14 protein-coding genes are annotated in these 16,457 nt (G+C 68.2%); 7 read left to right on the top strand and 7 right to left on the bottom strand.

Annotated features, from left to right (window positions below; genetic code table 11):
* Positions 1-13: 13 nt before the first annotated feature.
* Both OH799_RS34895 and OH799_RS34890 read right to left on the bottom strand, forming a co-directional pair.
* Complete coding sequence (locus tag OH799_RS34895) at positions 14-1,168, bottom strand: 8-amino-7-oxononanoate synthase (protein WP_406273390.1); 1,155 nt, start codon at positions 1,166-1,168, stop codon at positions 14-16.
* Positions 1,169-1,219: 51 nt separating this feature from the next.
* Entirely contained in the window at positions 1,220-1,702 is a 483-nt protein-coding gene (locus tag OH799_RS34890) for a MarR family winged helix-turn-helix transcriptional regulator (protein ID WP_406273387.1), read from the bottom strand.
* Between the two features lie 61 nt (positions 1,703-1,763).
* On the opposite strand from OH799_RS34890, the gene OH799_RS34885 reads away from it, so the two are divergent.
* Complete coding sequence (locus OH799_RS34885; protein WP_406273384.1) at positions 1,764-2,135, top strand: cupin domain-containing protein; 372 nt, start codon at positions 1,764-1,766, stop codon at positions 2,133-2,135.
* A 13-nt stretch (positions 2,136-2,148) separates the two neighbouring features.
* Here the strand turns inward: OH799_RS34885 and OH799_RS34880 are convergent, their stop codons facing one another.
* Both OH799_RS34880 and OH799_RS34875 read right to left on the bottom strand, forming a co-directional pair.
* Entirely contained in the window at positions 2,149-3,426 is a 1,278-nt protein-coding gene (locus OH799_RS34880) for an adenosylmethionine--8-amino-7-oxononanoate transaminase (RefSeq protein WP_406273381.1), read from the bottom strand.
* Between the two features lie 156 nt (positions 3,427-3,582).
* A complete protein-coding gene (locus tag OH799_RS34875; RefSeq protein ID WP_406273378.1) occupies positions 3,583-4,029 on the bottom strand; it encodes a MarR family winged helix-turn-helix transcriptional regulator in 447 nt (148 codons plus the stop codon).
* A 30-nt stretch (positions 4,030-4,059) separates the two neighbouring features.
* Between OH799_RS34875 and OH799_RS34870 the strand changes: the two genes are divergently transcribed.
* Genes OH799_RS34870 through treY form a run of 3 tightly spaced genes read left to right on the top strand, consistent with a single transcriptional unit; the run spans position 4,060 to position 9,231 of the window.
* The gene (locus OH799_RS34870; protein ID WP_406273375.1) at positions 4,060-4,608 is read left to right on the top strand and encodes a cupin domain-containing protein; all 549 of its coding nucleotides are present in this window, start codon (positions 4,060-4,062) and stop codon (positions 4,606-4,608) included.
* A 58-nt stretch (positions 4,609-4,666) separates the two neighbouring features.
* Positions 4,667-6,787 carry a glycogen debranching protein GlgX gene (gene glgX / locus OH799_RS34865; RefSeq protein WP_406273372.1) on the top strand — a complete coding sequence of 707 codons (2,121 nt, stop codon included), beginning with the start codon at positions 4,667-4,669 and terminating at the stop codon, positions 6,785-6,787.
* Positions 6,788-6,822: 35 nt separating this feature from the next.
* Positions 6,823-9,231 (top strand): malto-oligosyltrehalose synthase, encoded by a 2,409-nt coding sequence (gene treY, locus OH799_RS34860; protein WP_406282880.1) that lies wholly within the window; start codon positions 6,823-6,825, stop codon positions 9,229-9,231.
* A 214-nt stretch (positions 9,232-9,445) separates the two neighbouring features.
* On the opposite strand, the gene OH799_RS34855 is transcribed toward treY, so the two are convergent.
* The gene (locus tag OH799_RS34855) at positions 9,446-9,691 is read right to left on the bottom strand and encodes a hypothetical protein (protein ID WP_406273369.1); all 246 of its coding nucleotides are present in this window, start codon (positions 9,689-9,691) and stop codon (positions 9,446-9,448) included.
* Positions 9,692-9,778: 87 nt separating this feature from the next.
* On the opposite strand from OH799_RS34855, the gene OH799_RS34850 reads away from it, so the two are divergent.
* Complete coding sequence (locus OH799_RS34850; RefSeq protein ID WP_406273367.1) at positions 9,779-10,213, top strand: nitroreductase family deazaflavin-dependent oxidoreductase; 435 nt, start codon at positions 9,779-9,781, stop codon at positions 10,211-10,213.
* 60 nt (positions 10,214-10,273) lie between these two features.
* Complete coding sequence (ilvA, locus tag OH799_RS34845; RefSeq protein ID WP_406273364.1) at positions 10,274-11,629, top strand: threonine ammonia-lyase IlvA; 1,356 nt, start codon at positions 10,274-10,276, stop codon at positions 11,627-11,629.
* 61 nt (positions 11,630-11,690) lie between these two features.
* On the opposite strand, the gene OH799_RS34840 is transcribed toward ilvA, so the two are convergent.
* Positions 11,691-12,935, bottom strand: a complete 1,245-nt coding sequence (locus tag OH799_RS34840) for a serine hydrolase domain-containing protein (RefSeq protein ID WP_406273361.1) — start codon at positions 12,933-12,935, stop codon at positions 11,691-11,693.
* A gap of 115 nt (positions 12,936-13,050) precedes the next feature.
* A complete protein-coding gene (gene treZ / locus OH799_RS34835) occupies positions 13,051-14,790 on the bottom strand; it encodes a malto-oligosyltrehalose trehalohydrolase (RefSeq protein ID WP_406273358.1) in 1,740 nt (579 codons plus the stop codon).
* Between the two features lie 614 nt (positions 14,791-15,404).
* Here treZ and OH799_RS34830 point away from each other — a divergent pair.
* On the top strand, positions 15,405-16,454 hold the full coding sequence (locus OH799_RS34830) for a tyrosine-type recombinase/integrase (protein ID WP_406282877.1): 1,050 nt from the start codon (positions 15,405-15,407) through the stop codon (positions 16,452-16,454).
* Positions 16,455-16,457 lie beyond the last annotated feature (3 nt).

Genomic DNA, 16,457 nt, shown 5'->3' with positions numbered 1-16,457 from the left:
TCGCTACGCGCAATCATGCGGGCACCGAATCCAGATCACGTGCGGCGGCCAAGACTTCGCCGAGCACCATGGCGATGGTATCGAGTTCGACCGCGGTGAGATCGGCACGCGCCGTCAGCCGCAACCGAGACGTACCCTCTGGGACCGACGGAGGACGGAAACAGCCCACGTCGAGCCCCCGCGCCCGGCATGCCTGGGCGGCGTCGAAGGCTACCTGGGCGGCGCCGAGCACGACCGACACCACGGCCGAATCCGGGGCGGGCACACCGGCGATCCGGGCGATGTCGGCGGCGCGCTCGAGTACCCGCCCGGCGAGTTCGGGTTCGTTGCCCAGCAGGCGCAGCGCGGCGCGCGCCGCACCGACCGCGGCGGGCGCGAGGCCGGTGTCGAAGATGAACGTGCGCGCGGTGTCGATCAGGTGGGCGCGCACCCGTGCGCTGGCCAGCACCGCCCCGCCTTGCGCGGCAAGGGATTTCGACAGCGTCGCGGTGATCACCAGATCGGGTGCACCGGCCAGACCGACTTCCTGCACGAGCCCACGCCCGCCGGTGCCGCGCACGCCGAGACCGTGCGCCTCGTCCACGAGGAGCACCGCGCCGTTGGCCCTGGTCACCCGGTGCAGCTCAGCCAGCGGCGCGAGATCGCCGTCGGCGCTGAACACCGAGTCGGTGAGCACGAGCGCGCGCTCCTCTGTGCGCTCCGACAGCAGCCGGTCCACCGCCGTGACGTCGCAGTGCGGCGCGACCTCCACCCGGGCCCGCGAGAGCCTGCACGCGTCGACGAGCGACGCATGACTGCCCGCGTCGGAGACGACGAGCGAGCCACGCCCAGTCAGCGCGGTGACCGCGCCCAGATTGGCCGCGTACCCGGAGGCGAACACGAGTCCCGCTTCGGCGCCGACGAAATCGGCCAGTTCGGCCTCGAGCAGCTCGTGCTCGGCGGTGGTGCCGGTGACCAGGCGGGACCCGGTGGACCCCGCGCCCCAGCGCCGGACCGCCCCGATCGCGCCGTCGATCACCTCCGGGTGGCGCACCAGCCCGAGGTAGTCGTTGGAAGCGAGGTCGATCGACGGCGTCTGCGGGGCACGGGGGCGTAGCTCACGACGCAGTCCCGCGCTCACCCGCGCGGCGGCACGGTCGTCCAACCAGCTCAACGGATCGGTAGTCACAGCTCCGCAGCATACTTGAACACCGTTCAGGGCCGATAGCCACGGGCCGAGTCACTGACCGTTGAACCAGTTCGGCGTATCGAGCCGGAATACCTCGCCGGGGGTCAGCGTGCGGAGATCCCGCTCCATGGCGGCGAGCCGGTCCGCGCCGAGCAGGTCGGCCCAGCGGTCATGGATCCGGTCGAAGACGCGCGCCGACCGGGTCAGCGCGTCGAGGGCGCGATCGGTCAGTGTGTAGACCTTCCGCCTGGCATCGGCGGGATCGCTGCCCTGACGCACATAGCCCAGCCGGTCCAGCACCTCGATGTGCTTGCCCGCGGCCTGTTTCGAGATTCCGAGCGCGCGCCCGAGGTCGGCGGCCGTGCATCCGTTGGGCCCGCCCGCACGCCCGACGGCTTGAAAGAGGAAGCCGTGTATGGGCCGCAACTCGGGATGGCCATGCTGGACCAAGTCGGCATGCACCTCGTCGATCACCGCACGGAAGCCGAGCAGCATCCGCAGCGGCAGCTCGTAGCCGCCGGCGTCACTTGACATAGTGGACAACCTCGTTGACTATATGGACAACTTCATTGTCTATCTTAGAGGTGGTACCCCGATGGCTGTCATTCCCCATGCCGACACACGCCGCACCGAGACTCCCGGCGGGGTCATGACCACACTCGCCTCCCCCACACAGGGGGGCGCCTCGCTTGCGCTCTGGCGAGTCGACGTACCCGCAGGCACCACCGGCCCCCGGCACTTCATCGACGCCGAACAGGTCTGGACGGTCGTCTCGGGCCGGATCGACATTGCCCTCGACGGCTCGGAAATCACTGCCGCCGAGGGCGATACGGTGATCCTGCCGGCGAACGTGCTGCGGCAGGTGCGCACCGAGGAGGGCTTCGCGGCCATCGTTGCCGCACCGGCGGGTGCGCGGGCGGGCATGCCGGACAGCGACAGCATGGTCGTGCCGCCCTGGATCGCGTAGCGACTGCGGGCCACTAATCCGACGGCGTCGCGACAGCGGCGCGCATCCCGGCGGTGATCGTCGCGATGTCGTCGGACGTGCTGACGAACGGCGGCATCGTGTACACCAAGTTCCGGAACGGACGTAGCCAGACACCGGCCGCGACGGCGGCGTCGGTCGCGGCGCGCATGTCGACCGGACGGTCCAGCTCGATCACGCCGATCGCACCGAGCACGCGCGCCTCGACAACCCTGGGCAGGCCTCGCACCGGAGCGAGGCCCGCCTCCAGCTCGGCCTCGATCCGACCGACCTCCCCGCGCCAGTCGCGCGACCGGAGCAGTTCGATCGAGGCGACCGCGAGCGCGCAGGCCAGCGGGTTGCCCATGAAGGTCGGCCCGTGCATCAGCCCACCATGCCCCACGCTGATCGTTTCGGCGATCCGCGCGGTGCACAACGCGGCGGCCAGGGTCAGGTAACCGCCGGTGAGCGCCTTGCCTACGCACATCACATCCGGGCTCACCCCGACCCGGTCGGCCGCGAAAAGCGTTCCGGTGCGGCCGAATCCGGTGGCGATCTCGTCGAAGACCAGCAGCACGCCGTATTCGTCGCACAGCCTGCGCAAATCAGTGAGATAGCCGGGGTGGTGCCAGCGCATCCCGCCCGCGCCCTGCACCACGGGCTCCACGATGACCGCCGCGAGCTCGTCGGCGTGCGACGCGATCAGCCGCTCCAGCTCCACGACGTACTCGGGCCGGTACTCTCGCGGCGGCACCGGCGCGAAGAACTGGTTCGCCAGGATGTCTGTCCACAGCGAATGCATGCCGCCGTCCGGGTCGCACACGCTCATCGGGGTGAAGGTGTCGCCGTGGTAGCCGCCGCGCCAGGTGAGCAGCCGCCGCTTCTCCGGCCGGCCCGAGGAGCGCCAGTACTGCAGGCACATTTTCACCGCGACCTCGACCGATACCGAGCCCGAGTCGCATAGGAATACCTTGTCCAGGGCGGCGGGCGTCGACTCGACCAACAACTCGGCCAGGCGCGCCGCGGGCTCATGGGTGAGCCCGCCGAACATCACGTGACTCATCCGCTGCGACTGGGCCACGAGCGCGGCGTCGAGCACGGGGTGCCGGTAGCCGTGGATGGCGGCCCACCAGGAACTCATGCCGTCGACCAGTTCGCGCCCGTCCGCCAGCGTCAGCCTGGTACCCGCGGCGCTCGCCACCACCAGCGGCTCGGTCGTCGCAGGGAAACCGCCGTAGGGATGCCAGACATGCTTGGCGTCGATGGCGGTGATCTCATCAGGGGTCAATCCCACAGCAATCCTCGCGGTCGAGCGTCGGCCCCGGTCGGCCCGGAGCGGCTTGAACGGCGTTCAAGTTACCACTCGAGCTGGGCGAGCACGAACGGACATCCGAGCAAGGGGCGGTGTTCGGTTGCCCGTGCGCCCGGCGGCCGGACTCGGACGTGCCGGTCACCCGACACCCGCCGACTGCGTGAGGGCCCGGTCCAGCTGCGCCAGCGCCGTCCGCAGCTCCGCGAGACAGCACTCCCCCAGCGCCTGCGCCAGCGTCCGCTCGATGCCGCGAATCCGCTCGGACGCCACGCCCAGCGCCGTACGGCCCGCCTCCGTGACCATCACCACCCGCGCCCTCCGGTCGGCCGGATCGACCTCGCGCGTGACCAGCCCGCACCGCTCCAGATGGGTCACCAACTCCCCCATCGACTGCTGGGTCATCCCAGCCGCCTCCGCGAGTGCGGTAATCCGCGCCCCCGCGGGGTTCAGGTGCCGGAACACCGCGTAGTGCGCGGGACGCAGCTGATCATCGAGACGGGCGCGCAGCTCACGATTCAGCGCACGTTCATAAGCCGCAGTGGCCTGGCTGAGGAGTTTCAGAAGCGACGGATCATCCGTTGACATAATGCAAAGGTTACCTTTATATATTGAGACATGCGAGACGACCGGACACTCACCTTCCGCAACGGGCACCGCGTCACCCTCGTCGCGCACGGCACCGACGAGCGCGGTCCTTACCTCCGGCTCGAGCACGTCCTGCCACAGTCCGAGCGGCAGGCGGGCCCCCATTGGCATCCGGTGCTCAGCGAGCGATGGACGGTCCGGCAGGGACGGGTCCGATACCGAGTCGACGGCGCCGAGATCATCGCGAACCCCGGCGACACCGTCACGGCGCCGGCGCGCACCGTCCACGAGTTCTGGAGCGAGGCCCCCGACACCGTGGTCGACCACGAGATCCGCCCTCCGCTGCGGCACTGGGAGATGTTCCGGCTCTGGCACAACCTCGACCGCGCGGGCAAGACCACTCGAGCCGGGGTGCCGCGCGATCCGCTCGCCCTCGCGTTGCTGTGGGATTACCAGGACGGCTACCTCGCGGGCATCCCAGCCTGGCTGCAACGCGGGGCACTCGGCAGCCTCGCGCGTGTCGCGCAGCGCTGCGGCTACCGGCGCCGCTGGCTGGAAAGCGGCTCCGACCTCCGCTGACTCACCTGGTCACAACCACCCCCGAAAGCACGACGCCGCTGCCGCTAGTGTCGTTGCCATGGCTCAGTCCGACGCAGCGCCCAGCGACGCGACACCACTGGGTGTCTGGCCGGGCACCGCCTATCCCCTGGGTGCGACCTACGACGGCGCGGGTACCAACTTCTCGGTGTTCTCGGAGGTTGCCGACGCAGTCGAGCTCTGCTTGATCGCCAGGGACGGCACCGAAAGTCGGGTCGAGCTCGACGAGGTCGACGGCTACGTCTGGCACGCCTATCTGCCCGCGGTCGGCCCCGGTCAGCGTTATGGCTTCCGAGTGCACGGGCCGTACGACCCCGAGCGTGGATTGCGCTGCGACCCGAGCAAATTGCTGCTCGATCCCTACGGCAAGGCGTTCGACGGCAACTTCGATGATCATCCCTCGCTCTACACCCATGGGCTCGACTCGCTCGGGCACACTATGGCGGGCGTGGTGATCAACCCATACTTCGACTGGGGCACCGACCGATCACCGAACCGGCCCTACCACGAGACGGTGATCTACGAGGCGCACGTCAAGGGCATGACGATGACCCATCCCGAGGTGCCCGAGGAACTGCGCGGCACCTACTCGGGCATCGCGCACCCGGCGGTCGTCGACCATCTGAAAGCGCTGGGCGTCACCGCGATCGAGCTGATGCCGGTGCACCAGTTCCTGCACGACCGGGTCCTGCTCGATCAGGGTCTACGAAACTACTGGGGCTACAACAGCTTCGGGTATCTGGCGCCGCACAACGAGTACGCCGCGATGGACCGCGCCGGTTCGGCGGTGACCGAGTTCAAGGCGATGGTGCGGGCGCTGCACGTGGAGGGCATCGAGGTGATCCTCGACGTGGTCTACAACCACACCGCCGAGGGCGACCACCGGGGGCCGACGCTCGGGTTCCGCGGTATCGACAACGCCGCCTACTACCGCCTGGACGACGAGGACCCGTCGCGCTACATGGATTACACAGGCACCGGCAACAGCCTCAACGTGCGCCACCCACACACTCTGCAGCTGATCATGGACTCACTGCGCTACTGGATTCTGGACATGCACGTCGACGGGTTCCGCTTCGACCTGGCCGCGACGCTGGCACGCGAACTGCACGACGTGGATCGGCTGTCCACGTTCTTCGATCTGGTGCAACAGGATCCGGTGGTGAGCCAGGTGAAGCTGATCGCCGAGCCGTGGGACGTCGGCGAGGGCGGGTACCAGGTCGGGAACTTTCCCGGGCTGTGGACGGAGTGGAACGGCAAATACCGCGACACCGTGCGCGACTACTGGCGCGGTGAACCGGCGACGTTGGGCGAGTTCGCCTCTCGACTCACCGGCTCATCGGACCTGTACGAGGCCACCGGGCGCAGGCCGAGCGCCAGCATCAACTTCGTCACCGCGCACGACGGATTCACCCTGCGGGACCTAGTGTCCTACAACGAGAAACACAACGAGGACAACGGCGAGGACAACCGCGACGGTGAAAGCTGGAACCGGTCGTGGAACTGTGGCGTCGAAGGTCCCACCGACGACGAGGAGATCTGTACCCTGCGCGCACGGCAGAGCCGCAACCTGATGGCGACGCTGGTGCTCAGCCAGGGTGTGCCGATGCTCGCGCACGGAGACGAGATGGGCCGCACCCAGTACGGCAACAACAACGTCTATTGCCAGGACTCGCCGCTGGCGTGGATGGACTGGTCACTGCGCGAGACGAACGCGGACCTGCTCGCATTCACCCGCCGCGTGATCGCGCTGCGCACCGAGCACCCGGTCTTCCGGCGCCGCCGCTTCCTCGCGGGCGGGCCGATCCGCTCGAAGGACCCTGCCCGCGACATCGCGTGGCTCACCCCGTCCGGCAAGGAGATGACTGCGGCCGACTGGGACAGCGGATTCGGCAAGTCGCTGGCGGTCTACCTGAATGGTGCGGGCATTCCCGAGCCAGGGCCGCGCGGCGAGCGAATCACCGACGAGTCGTTCCTGCTCTGCTTCAACGCCCACGACGCGGCAATCGACTTCGCCTTGCCAGGAACCGATTACGGCGCTGAGTGGTCGGTCGCGCTGGATTGCTCGACGCCCACCGGTCTGGCCGAAGCCACCTATCCGGCGGGCGCCACTGTCACCATCGAATCTCGCTGTCTCCTCGTCCTCCGCCACGCCGCATGACCGAAATGCCGATGACCACACCCACCGCCACCGAGATGCACGTGACCAACCCCGTCTCGCAGCGTCGCAGGCCGACGCGCCAGACGACGATCCGCAGCACCTACCGGCTGCAGCTGCGTCCCGACGCGCTGACCTTCGCCGACGCTCGCGCTATCGCGGAATACCTGCAGCAACTGGGCATCTCGCACCTCTATCTGTCGCCGCTGCTGACCGCGGCGCGCGGTTCCACACACGGCTACGACGTCACCGATCCGACCACGGTGTCGGCGGCCCTCGGCGGACCGACCGGGCTCAAGGCTCTCGCCGACGAGGTGCGCAGCCGCGGCATGGGGCTGATCGTCGACCTGGTGCCCAACCACGTCGGCGTCGCGGACCCGCAACAGAACCCCTGGTGGTGGGATGTACTGCGGTACGGCCGAGAGTCCAGGTTCGCGCGGTACTTCGACATCGACTGGAGCCAGGGCAACGGTGCGGGCGGCAGGCTGGCGCTACCGGTGTTACAGAGCGAGAACGACCCAGCCGCGTTGACCGTCGACCGCTCGGGCGCAGAACCCATGCTGGCCCTGCACGAGCTGCGTTTCCCGATCGCGCCGGACACCGACGGCGACAACGCCCTTCGCATCCACGACAAGCAGCATTACCGCCTGGTGAGCTGGAAGGCCGGGCTGTGCACTTACCGCAGGTTCTTCGCGGTCAGCAGCCTGGCCGCGATCCGCCAAGAGGACCCCGAGGTCTTCGAGATCACCCACCGCGAACTCGCCGCTTGGTGCGAGCACGATCTGATCGACGGCGTGCGGGTCGACCACCCGGACGGACTGTCCGATCCCGCCGGGTATCTCACCCGGCTGCGCCGCCTCATCGGCCCGCACCGGCTGCTGCTGGTGGAGAAGATCCTGGCCAACCGCGAGCCACTGGACGCGACGCTCCCGGTCGACGGCACCACCGGCTACGAGGCGCTGACCGACGTCAGCGGTGTGCTGATCGATCCAGAGGGCGAACAGGCGCTCACCGAGCTGTCACGCCGTGTCGCCGGGCACGGCAGCGATCGCGCGTGGATCGGCGAGACGGAGCACCGGATCAAGCGGGCGGTCGCCGAAAGTGTTCTGGCGCCGGAGATCCGGCGACTGGTGGCCGCGATCAAGCAGGACGCGAACGTCGAGTGCTTCGACACCATGGCACTGACCAACGCCACCATCGAGGTGCTGGCGTTCATGCCGGTGTACCGGGCCGACTACGCGCCGCTGGCCGGCATGATCGGCGCGGTGATCGCCGAGGTGGAAAAGCGCAACAGCGAACTCACCGCGCCGCTCGCGGTGCTGGTCGCGGCGCTGTCCGGCGCCGGCGCCGCCGCAGTGCGATTCAGCCAGGTCTGCGGTGCGGTCACCGCCAAGGCGGTCGAGGACACCATGTTCTACCAGGCCGCGCGGCTGGTCTCGCTCCAAGAGGTCGGCGGCAACCCGGCCAGGTTCGGCCACTCACTCAACGAATATCACCTGTCCAACAGTGAACGCGCACAGCGCTGGCCCGCGACCATGACGACGCTGTCGACGCACGACACCAAGCGCGGCGAGGACGTGCGCGCCAGGATCGGCGTGCTCTCCCAGGCCGCGGAGACCTGGGCGCGTAGCGTCGACTCCTGGTTGGAGACCACACCGGCCCCGGACGGCGCCACCGCGCTGTTCCTGTTGCAGAACATGTTCGGCGTGTGGCCCGCGGACGGCCGGCCCGCCGCATCGGTGCCCGGCCTGCGCGAGCGCCTGCACGTATTCGCCGAGAAAGCGATCCGCGAGGCGAACACCAAGACCTCCTGGGAGGAGCCGGACGCCGAGTTCGAGACCGCCGTGCACGGGTGGCTGGACGCGGTGATCGACGGCCCGGTCGGCTCCGAACTCGGCGACCTGGTGCACGAACTGGCCCCGCATGCGTGGTCGGATGCCTTGTCGCAGAAGCTGTTGCAGCTGTGCGGCCCCGGCATTCCGGACGTCTACCAGGGCTGCGAACTGTGGGAGGACTCCCTCGTCGACCCGGACAACCGCCGTCCGGTGGACTTCGCCGCACGCGCGGGCATGCTCCAATCACTCACCGGCACACCGGCACTGGATACCACCGGCGCGGCGAAAATGTGGATCGTCGCCTACGCGCTGTGGTTGCGCCGGGAGCGTCCCGATTGCTTCGTCGGCGGCACCTACCTGCCGCTGTTCGGCTCCGGCGAGCAGGCGGACCGGGTGGTGTCCTATGCCCGTGGCCGCGTGGGCGAAGCCCCGGAGGTGATCGTTGCGGCCACCCGACACAGTGTGGGCCTGGCCGAAAGCGGTTGGGGCGATACGTTTCTCGACCTGCCCACGGGTACCTGGACCGACCGGCTGACCGGTCACACGTTCCAGGGAAAGGCCCGGCTGGAGAAACTGTTCACGCGGCTGCCGCTCGCGTTACTGATTCGCTAGAGCTTGGGCACGGTCGCGGCGGTCACCACATCGACCTTCTCGAAAAGGTCCTTCGGGAACATGCCGCCGAGCTGGCTCACGCCACCGTCGCAGGTTCACGGGGTGGTAGTTCGCGAGGACGTGATGCGGGCGCCGTCGCAGCGATGCGGCCGGGTAGAGGTTGCCGCCAACCACGATGGCGGATCTGCGCGACGAGCGCCCAAGGGGCGGAGATCTAGCGGGTACCGAAAACCCGAGCGGCCCGGGGAGCTTGCCGACGGGTGGCCAGCAGACCGACGATCCAGCGTGTGGCGCCGATCGCGGCCGCGGCCAGCACCGCGATCTGCGGCGAGCCGGTGACGAGCGCCAGGATCAGGCCGACCACCAGGCCGGCGGCGAGCGCTTCGAGCTTGTATACGGGCCATGCAGTACCGGCGATCTCGATCGTCGCCGAGGGAGCCGAAGGGTGCACAACCGCCATGTACTCAGGGTAGTCGGAATCAGAAGTTCGGGCCAGCGAACTTCTATCGCCGGGAACACAGCCGACCACTCGCGCGTTTCCGCAGACATGCCACTCACAGGTCAATACGAACCGAGTACATCCGACTGGGCCCGCGAGCAAGCCGAGAAGTACGAGAACTCCGGCGGCACCGAGGGCGCGACACTGCAGGGCAAACCCATCATCCTGCTGACCACCAAGGGCGCGAAGACCGGCAAACTCCGCAAGACCCCGCTGATGCGGGTGGAGCACAACGGGGAGTACGCCGTGGTCGCCTCGCTGGGCGGTGCGCCCAAGCACCCGGTCTGGTACCACAACATCAAGGCGGAACCGCACGTCGAACTGCGGGACGGCACGGTGCACAGGGACTACACCGCGCGCGAGGTCTTCGGCGACGAGAAGGCGCTGTGGTGGCAGCGGGCGGTCGAGGTGTGGCCGGATTACGCGAACTACCAGACCAAGACCGACCGGAAGATCCCTGTTTTCGTCCTGACACCCAGGTAACCAGCGTGTCACTGCCACCCGCCGCAGCACGCCGACACGGCGGGTGGCAGCATATTTCGGGTGTCCAATCCGCTTGGTGACCTCGACGCACTGTCCGATTCTCGTCCCGCACTCAGCGCGGACGAGATCGATGCTGCCGCCAAGCGAATTGCCGACATCATCGACCCGACCCCGTTGCAGTACAGCGAACGGCTGTCCACGCTGACCGGGGCGAAGGTCTACCTCAAGCGTGAGGACCTCACCGCAGTCCGCTCCTACAAGCTGCGCGGCGCCTACAACCTGGTGATGCAGCTGTCCGAGGTCGAGCGCGCGGCGGGCGTGGTCGCGGCCAGCGCGGGCAACCATGCGCAGGGCGTGGCGTTCGCGTGCCAGGCGATGGGGATCGCCGGCCGCATCTATGTGCCGGCCACGACACCGAAGCAGAAGCGCGATCGCATCCGGGTGCACGGCGGCGAGTTCGTGGAGCTGATCGCCGTCGGCGATACCTACGACGCCGCCGCGGCGGCAGCCGCCGCCGACGTCGTCCGCACCGGTGCGACCATGGTGGCCCCGTTCGACGACACGCGCACCGCGGCCGGCCAGGGCACCATCGCCCCGGAGATCCTGGAGCAGCTCGGCACCTCCCCCGACCTGGTGGTCATCCCCGTAGGCGGCGGCGGCTGCCTGGCCGGCGTAGGCACCTACCTGCGCGAGCGATCCCCACGCACGGCCCTCCTCGGCGTGGAGCCCGCGGGCGCGGCCTCGATGACCGCCGCGCTGGTGGCGGGCGGCCCGGTGACACTGCCGGAGATCGACCCGTTCGTGGACGGCGCGGCGGTGCGCCGGATCGGCGCTGTGCCATTCGCCGCGGTGTCCGGCTTCGGCGGGCAGGTGGTTTCGCACGCCTCGCTGCCTTTACTGACCACCACCGAATCCCCCAGTGGCGCTGGTTCTTTCAGGATGATGCAGGTCAACGAGGGCGCGATATGCACGACCATGCTCGACCTGTACCAGAACGAGGGCATCATCGCCGAACCGGCGGGAGCGCTCGCGGTGACGGCGCTCGCCGAGATCCCGGTGGAGCCGGGCTCGACGGTGGTATGCCTGGTGTCCGGCGGCAACAACGACGTGTCCCGCTACGGCGAGATCATCGAGCGCTCGCTGGTGCACCGCGGCCTCAAGCATTACTTCCTGGTCGACTTCCCGCAGGAGCCGGGCGCGCTGCGCCGCTTCCTCGACGAGGTACTCGGCCCCGACGACGACATCACGCTGTTCGAGTATGTCAAGCGCAACAACCGCGAGACCGGCGCGGCGCTGGTCGGCATCGAGCTCGGCGCGCCGGAAGGGCTCGGGCCACTGCTGGAACGGATGCGGGAGTCGCCGATCCAATGCGAGCGGCTGGACCCCGGCTCGCCCGCCTACCGCTATCTGACCTGAGCGAACCACCACGACGACCGCGCGGACTATCCACGCGAGCTTGCGCCTCGCCGGCGCTGGCTCACGCCGCCTTCGGCATCTCCTGCACCGCCACGCGGTGCGTCGCACGCAGGCAGTTCAGCATGAGCGGCAGCAGCCAGAAGGCCGCGGACTGGTCGTAGCTCAGCTGGCTTGCCGAGAGCCGGTTGTGCACGAAGCCGACCGACAGGCCCAGGCGCGGTTCGGCCCAGCCGAACGAGCCCCCGAGGCCGATGTGCCCGAAACCCGCTCGGGCACCCGGCATCGGCATCGAGTGGTACCCGAGGCGCCACAGCATCGGGACGTAGAACAGCGCGCGGTCGAGCTGATAGCTCTCGATGCGGCGCAGCGCCCTGACAGTGTGGCTGCCGAGGTACCGGCGCTCGGCAACGAGACCGCCGTTGGCGAGCGCGCCATACATCGTTGCCAGCGCGGGCGCGGTGCACACACCGTTGCCAGCGCCGAGTTCGGTGTGCAGGATCGGCGGATCCGCGCCTTCCAGAATAGCTTCCAGACCGGGCAGGAACAGGCAGCGGGTCGCGGCGCCCAGCGCACCCGGAATCCGATGACTGCGACCGAGAACCGCGGCGCCGAGCGGCTTTCCGAGCATGCTCAGCTGAGAACCCGCCAGCGGCGCGTAGCTGATCGACGCGTCCGCCGGTGGCCTGCCGAGATGAATGCCGTCGATGCCGAGCGGCTCGGCAACCTCGGTGCGGAACAGATCCGCCATGCTCATCCCGGTGATCGCGCGGGCCAACCCGGCCACCAGCCAGCCGAAGGTGAGCGCGTGGTAGGTGGGAACACCGAGCAGGCGATCGGGTTTCGCGGCGGCCAGGCGCTCCTCCATGAGCTGGTGGTCGAGCACGTCGGCCAGGCAGGTCGCGATCGGGGCCAGCGCGGACAATCCCGCTCGATGCGTCATCAGCTGGCGGACAGTGATCGCGTCCTTGCCGTTGGCGCCGAACTCCGGCCAGTACTCGGCGACCGGGGCGGAGTAGTCGAGCAGCCCGCGATCGGCGAGGCGGTGCACGACCGTGGCGGAAATGCCCTTGGTGGCGGAGAAGATGATCGTGCCGGTGTCCTTGGTCCACGGGGCGTCGCCTCCGGAGCCGATCCAGATGTCCACCAGCGGCTCTCCGTGCAGGTGCACCGCGAAGGCGGCGCCCGCCCCCCGGCGGTTACCGAATGTTCGAGCGAAAGCTCGAACAAATGGTGCGAATTCGGCGGCGGCGCTGCCACCCATCCCCGGGGGCAGAACCGCTAGGTCCCCGGAAGCTTCGTTGCTCATCTATCCACGGTAATGGCGTAGATCACACACGGCAATAATTCTGTCTCGGACAGTTGCGGGCCCGTTATCGGGGTGGCCGCCGAAAAAGACGCCGCGTCTACGCCTTCCACCGAGCTCACTGTGGTCCGGGCAGCGCCGTCTCCAGCAGTGCGAACGAGTGACCGGGAAGGGTTGTCACGGAAGGACCTACCGTCGGAGGCTCCCAGGACAGCACCGGTATGCCGGCGATGGGCACGGCGACCTGGTCCTCGGTGAGATTGCACAGCAGAGCCAGAGTGCCGCGGTGCACGACGATCCAGCGCGCCGCCTCGTCGTAGTCGACCGAGATGTGTGTCAGCCACGGGTCGCTCAACTCCGCCCGCTCCCGGCGCAGCGTCAGCAATGCGCGATAGCAGGACAGCAACCGCGCATGACGTGGTTCATCCGGTTCGTCCCAGTCCAGCTTGGACCGCAGGAACGTCCGCGGGTCCTGGGGATCGGGGATCTCGCCGGTGTCCCAGCCGTGTTCGGCGAACTCCTCCTTGCGCCCGGTGGCGGTGGCGGCGGCGGCCATCGGATCGGTGTGTGAGGTGAAGAACAGGAACGGTGTGCCAGCGCCCCACTCCTCCCCCATGAACAGCATCGGTGTGAACGGCGCACACAGCACGAGCGCGGCCTTGATCGCGAGCTGACCCTCGGTCAGGTAGGCACTCGGCCGGTCGCCGATCGCGCGGTTGCCGATCTGGTCGTGGTCGCAGGTATAGGCCAGCAACGCGCTGCCCGGGATCAGGCGCGGGTCGACCGGGCGGCCGTGTGTGCGCCCGCGGAAGCTGGAAAATGTTCCGGCATGGAAGAAGCCGTGGGTGAGCGTCTGGGCCAGACAGCGCAGCGAACCGAAATCGGCATAGTAGCCCTGCCGTTCGCCGGAGACCGCGGTGTGCACGGCATGGTGCAGGTCGTCGTTCCACTGCCCGGTCAGCCCGAAGCCGCCCGCCGCGCGCGGGGTGATCAGTTTCGGATCGTTGAGGTCGCTCTCCGCGATCAGCGTCAGCGGCCTGCGCACATGGGCGGCCAGGCGTTCGGTTTCGACGGCGAGCTCGGCGAGCAGGTGGGTGGCGGTGCGGTCGACCAGGGCATGTGCGGCGTCCAGACGCAGCGCGTCGATGCGGAACTCGCGCAGCCAGCGCAGCGCGTTGTCGATGATGTACCTGCGCACTTCGTCGGACCGGGGTCCGTCCAGGTTGACGCTCTGCCCCCAGGTGTTGCGACCGTCGGTGAGGTAGGGCGCGAAACGCGGCAGGTAGTTGCCGGACGGGCCGAGATGGTTGTAGACGACGTCGAGGCAGACGGCCAGTCCGCGGGCATGGCAGGCGTTCACGAACCGCTGCAGCCCGTCGGGCCCGCCGTAGCTTTCCTGTACCGCGTACCAGAGCACGCCGTCGTAGCCCCAGTTGTGCGTGCCGTCGAAGGCGTTCACCGGCATCACTTCGACCACCGTGACGCCGAGCCGGACCAGATGGTCGAGCCGCTCGATCGCGGCGTCGAAGGTGCCTTCCACCGTGAACGCACCGATGTGTAGCTCGTAGTAGACCGCACCGGCCAGTGGCCGCCCGGTCCACTCCGCGTCGGTCCAACCGGCCGGGTCGAGGGCGTGCAGCGCCGAACGGGCGTGCACCCCGTCGGGCTGGCGCGCCGAGCGCGGATCGGGCAGCACGGTGGGATCGTCGTCGAGCAGAAACCCGTACCGGGCTCCGATCGCGGCGGGTAGGTCGGTGCGCCACCAGCCGTCCGGCGACCGGGTCATCGAGTGGACGACTCCGTCCAGGTCCAACCGCACCAGTTCCGGCCGTGGTGCCCACACCTCGAACAGTGTCACCGCGCCAGCATCCCATGCGCGCCACCGGTCCGCGCGGCGCGGATTCCGCGTTCCGGCGACTGAACGACACAGAGGCACCGCGCTCCGGCAGCGGCACGGCAGCGCGGCGCACACAACACCACGGCGATGCAGCGGACGTGCGACATAGCGGACTGCGGCGTGGACCGGTCTCGCTTGCCTGCGGCTCCTGCGCGCCACCGTATCGCGGGTGTCGGCGGAATATCGCGACGGCGGGCTGCCTGCGGTGCGCGCCTCTGACCGGGTCCGAGGTACCTGACCGATCCGGCGAGGATGGGTTGAGAGTTGCACGCGATCGCCTCGTTTGCCGGTCACCGCAACACCGAGTCCACTCTCACCTACATCCATCAACCCTTGGGAATTGCATCTGACGGGCGAGAAATGCCTGATGGTGTGGTAGAGGCCTGTGTCTGTCCTGTCGTTTTGGCGGCTTGAGAAGTGTTGGTGGCCTGCTGATTTGAACTTGCGATCCCGTTGGGTGCATGATTCGCCCGTCGTTCGATGGCGCGGGAGGCGGGTTGCGGCAGGTCGATTTGGCGGGCGCGGCGCATCTGGAGTTGGTGTCCGGTGTGGTGCAGTTGCGTCCGGAGGACGCGATGGTCGAGGCGATGTTGCGGGGGTGGCAGGCGCAGCAGGTCTCACGGGGGTTGCGTGAGGACACGATCGTCGCGCGGGATCGGCTGGTGCGGCGGTTTATCGAGTTCACCAATGAATATCCGTGGTGCTGGACTCCGGCGCATGTGGACGAGTGGTCGCTGTCGCTGACCGGTGAGCGGCGGCTGGCTCCGTCCACGATTCGCAGTTATCAGTGCGGGTTGCGGTTGTTCACCGAGTTCGTGACCGACAATGCCCGATACGGTTGGGCGACAGCGTGTGAACGCGAGTTCGGGCCGGGCGTTCATCCGGTTCCGATTGTGCACGAATGGAATTCGATCGCACACCTCAACGGTTATGAGGGAAATCCTGAGGCGCGGGCGTTCAGTCGTGCAGAGTTACAGCGGTTCTTCGACTACGCCGACGACCAGGTCGATCGGGCGGTGCGGTCGAAACGAAAGGGCGCGTTGGCTGCCTATCGGGACGCGACGCTTTTCGAAGTGATTTACGGATGGGGCCTTCGGAGGACCGAATCGGCGCGATTGGACGTTCTGGACTGGGGCCGCAACCCGGCTGCTCCGCAGTTTGGCAGGTTCGGGACGCTGAATGTGCGGTACGGCAAGGCCAAACGAGGCGGGCCGCCCCGGCGCCGCAACGTCGCCTCGGTGATGGACTGGGCGGTCGAGGCCGTGGCCGACTACCTGGACAATATCCGTCCACGGTTCGGCTGCGCGGACCATCCGGCGTTGTGGGTTACCGAACGCGGTGGGCGGATCAAACCGGCGGAGATCAACGCCCGCTTCGAAGCCTATCGGGATGCGTTGCGATTTCCGAAAGTGTTGTCGCCGCATTCATTTCGTCATTCGTATATTTCCCACCTTACCGAGGATGGGGTTGATCGGAGATTCATCCAGGTCCAGGTCGGTCACGAATGTGACAGTTCCACCGCCATTTACACCCATGTCAGCGACGACTTCATGAATACCGTTCTCCGCAAGGCGCTTTCACCCGCGCTCGATACTACCTCCTCCGAGGAAAAGGACGACCGGTGACTG

Source organism: Nocardia sp. NBC_00881 (assembly GCF_045207455.1).
Classification (GTDB): Bacteria; Actinomycetota; Actinomycetes; order Mycobacteriales; family Mycobacteriaceae; genus Nocardia.
This window is presented reverse-complemented; position numbering and strand designations above follow the sequence as displayed.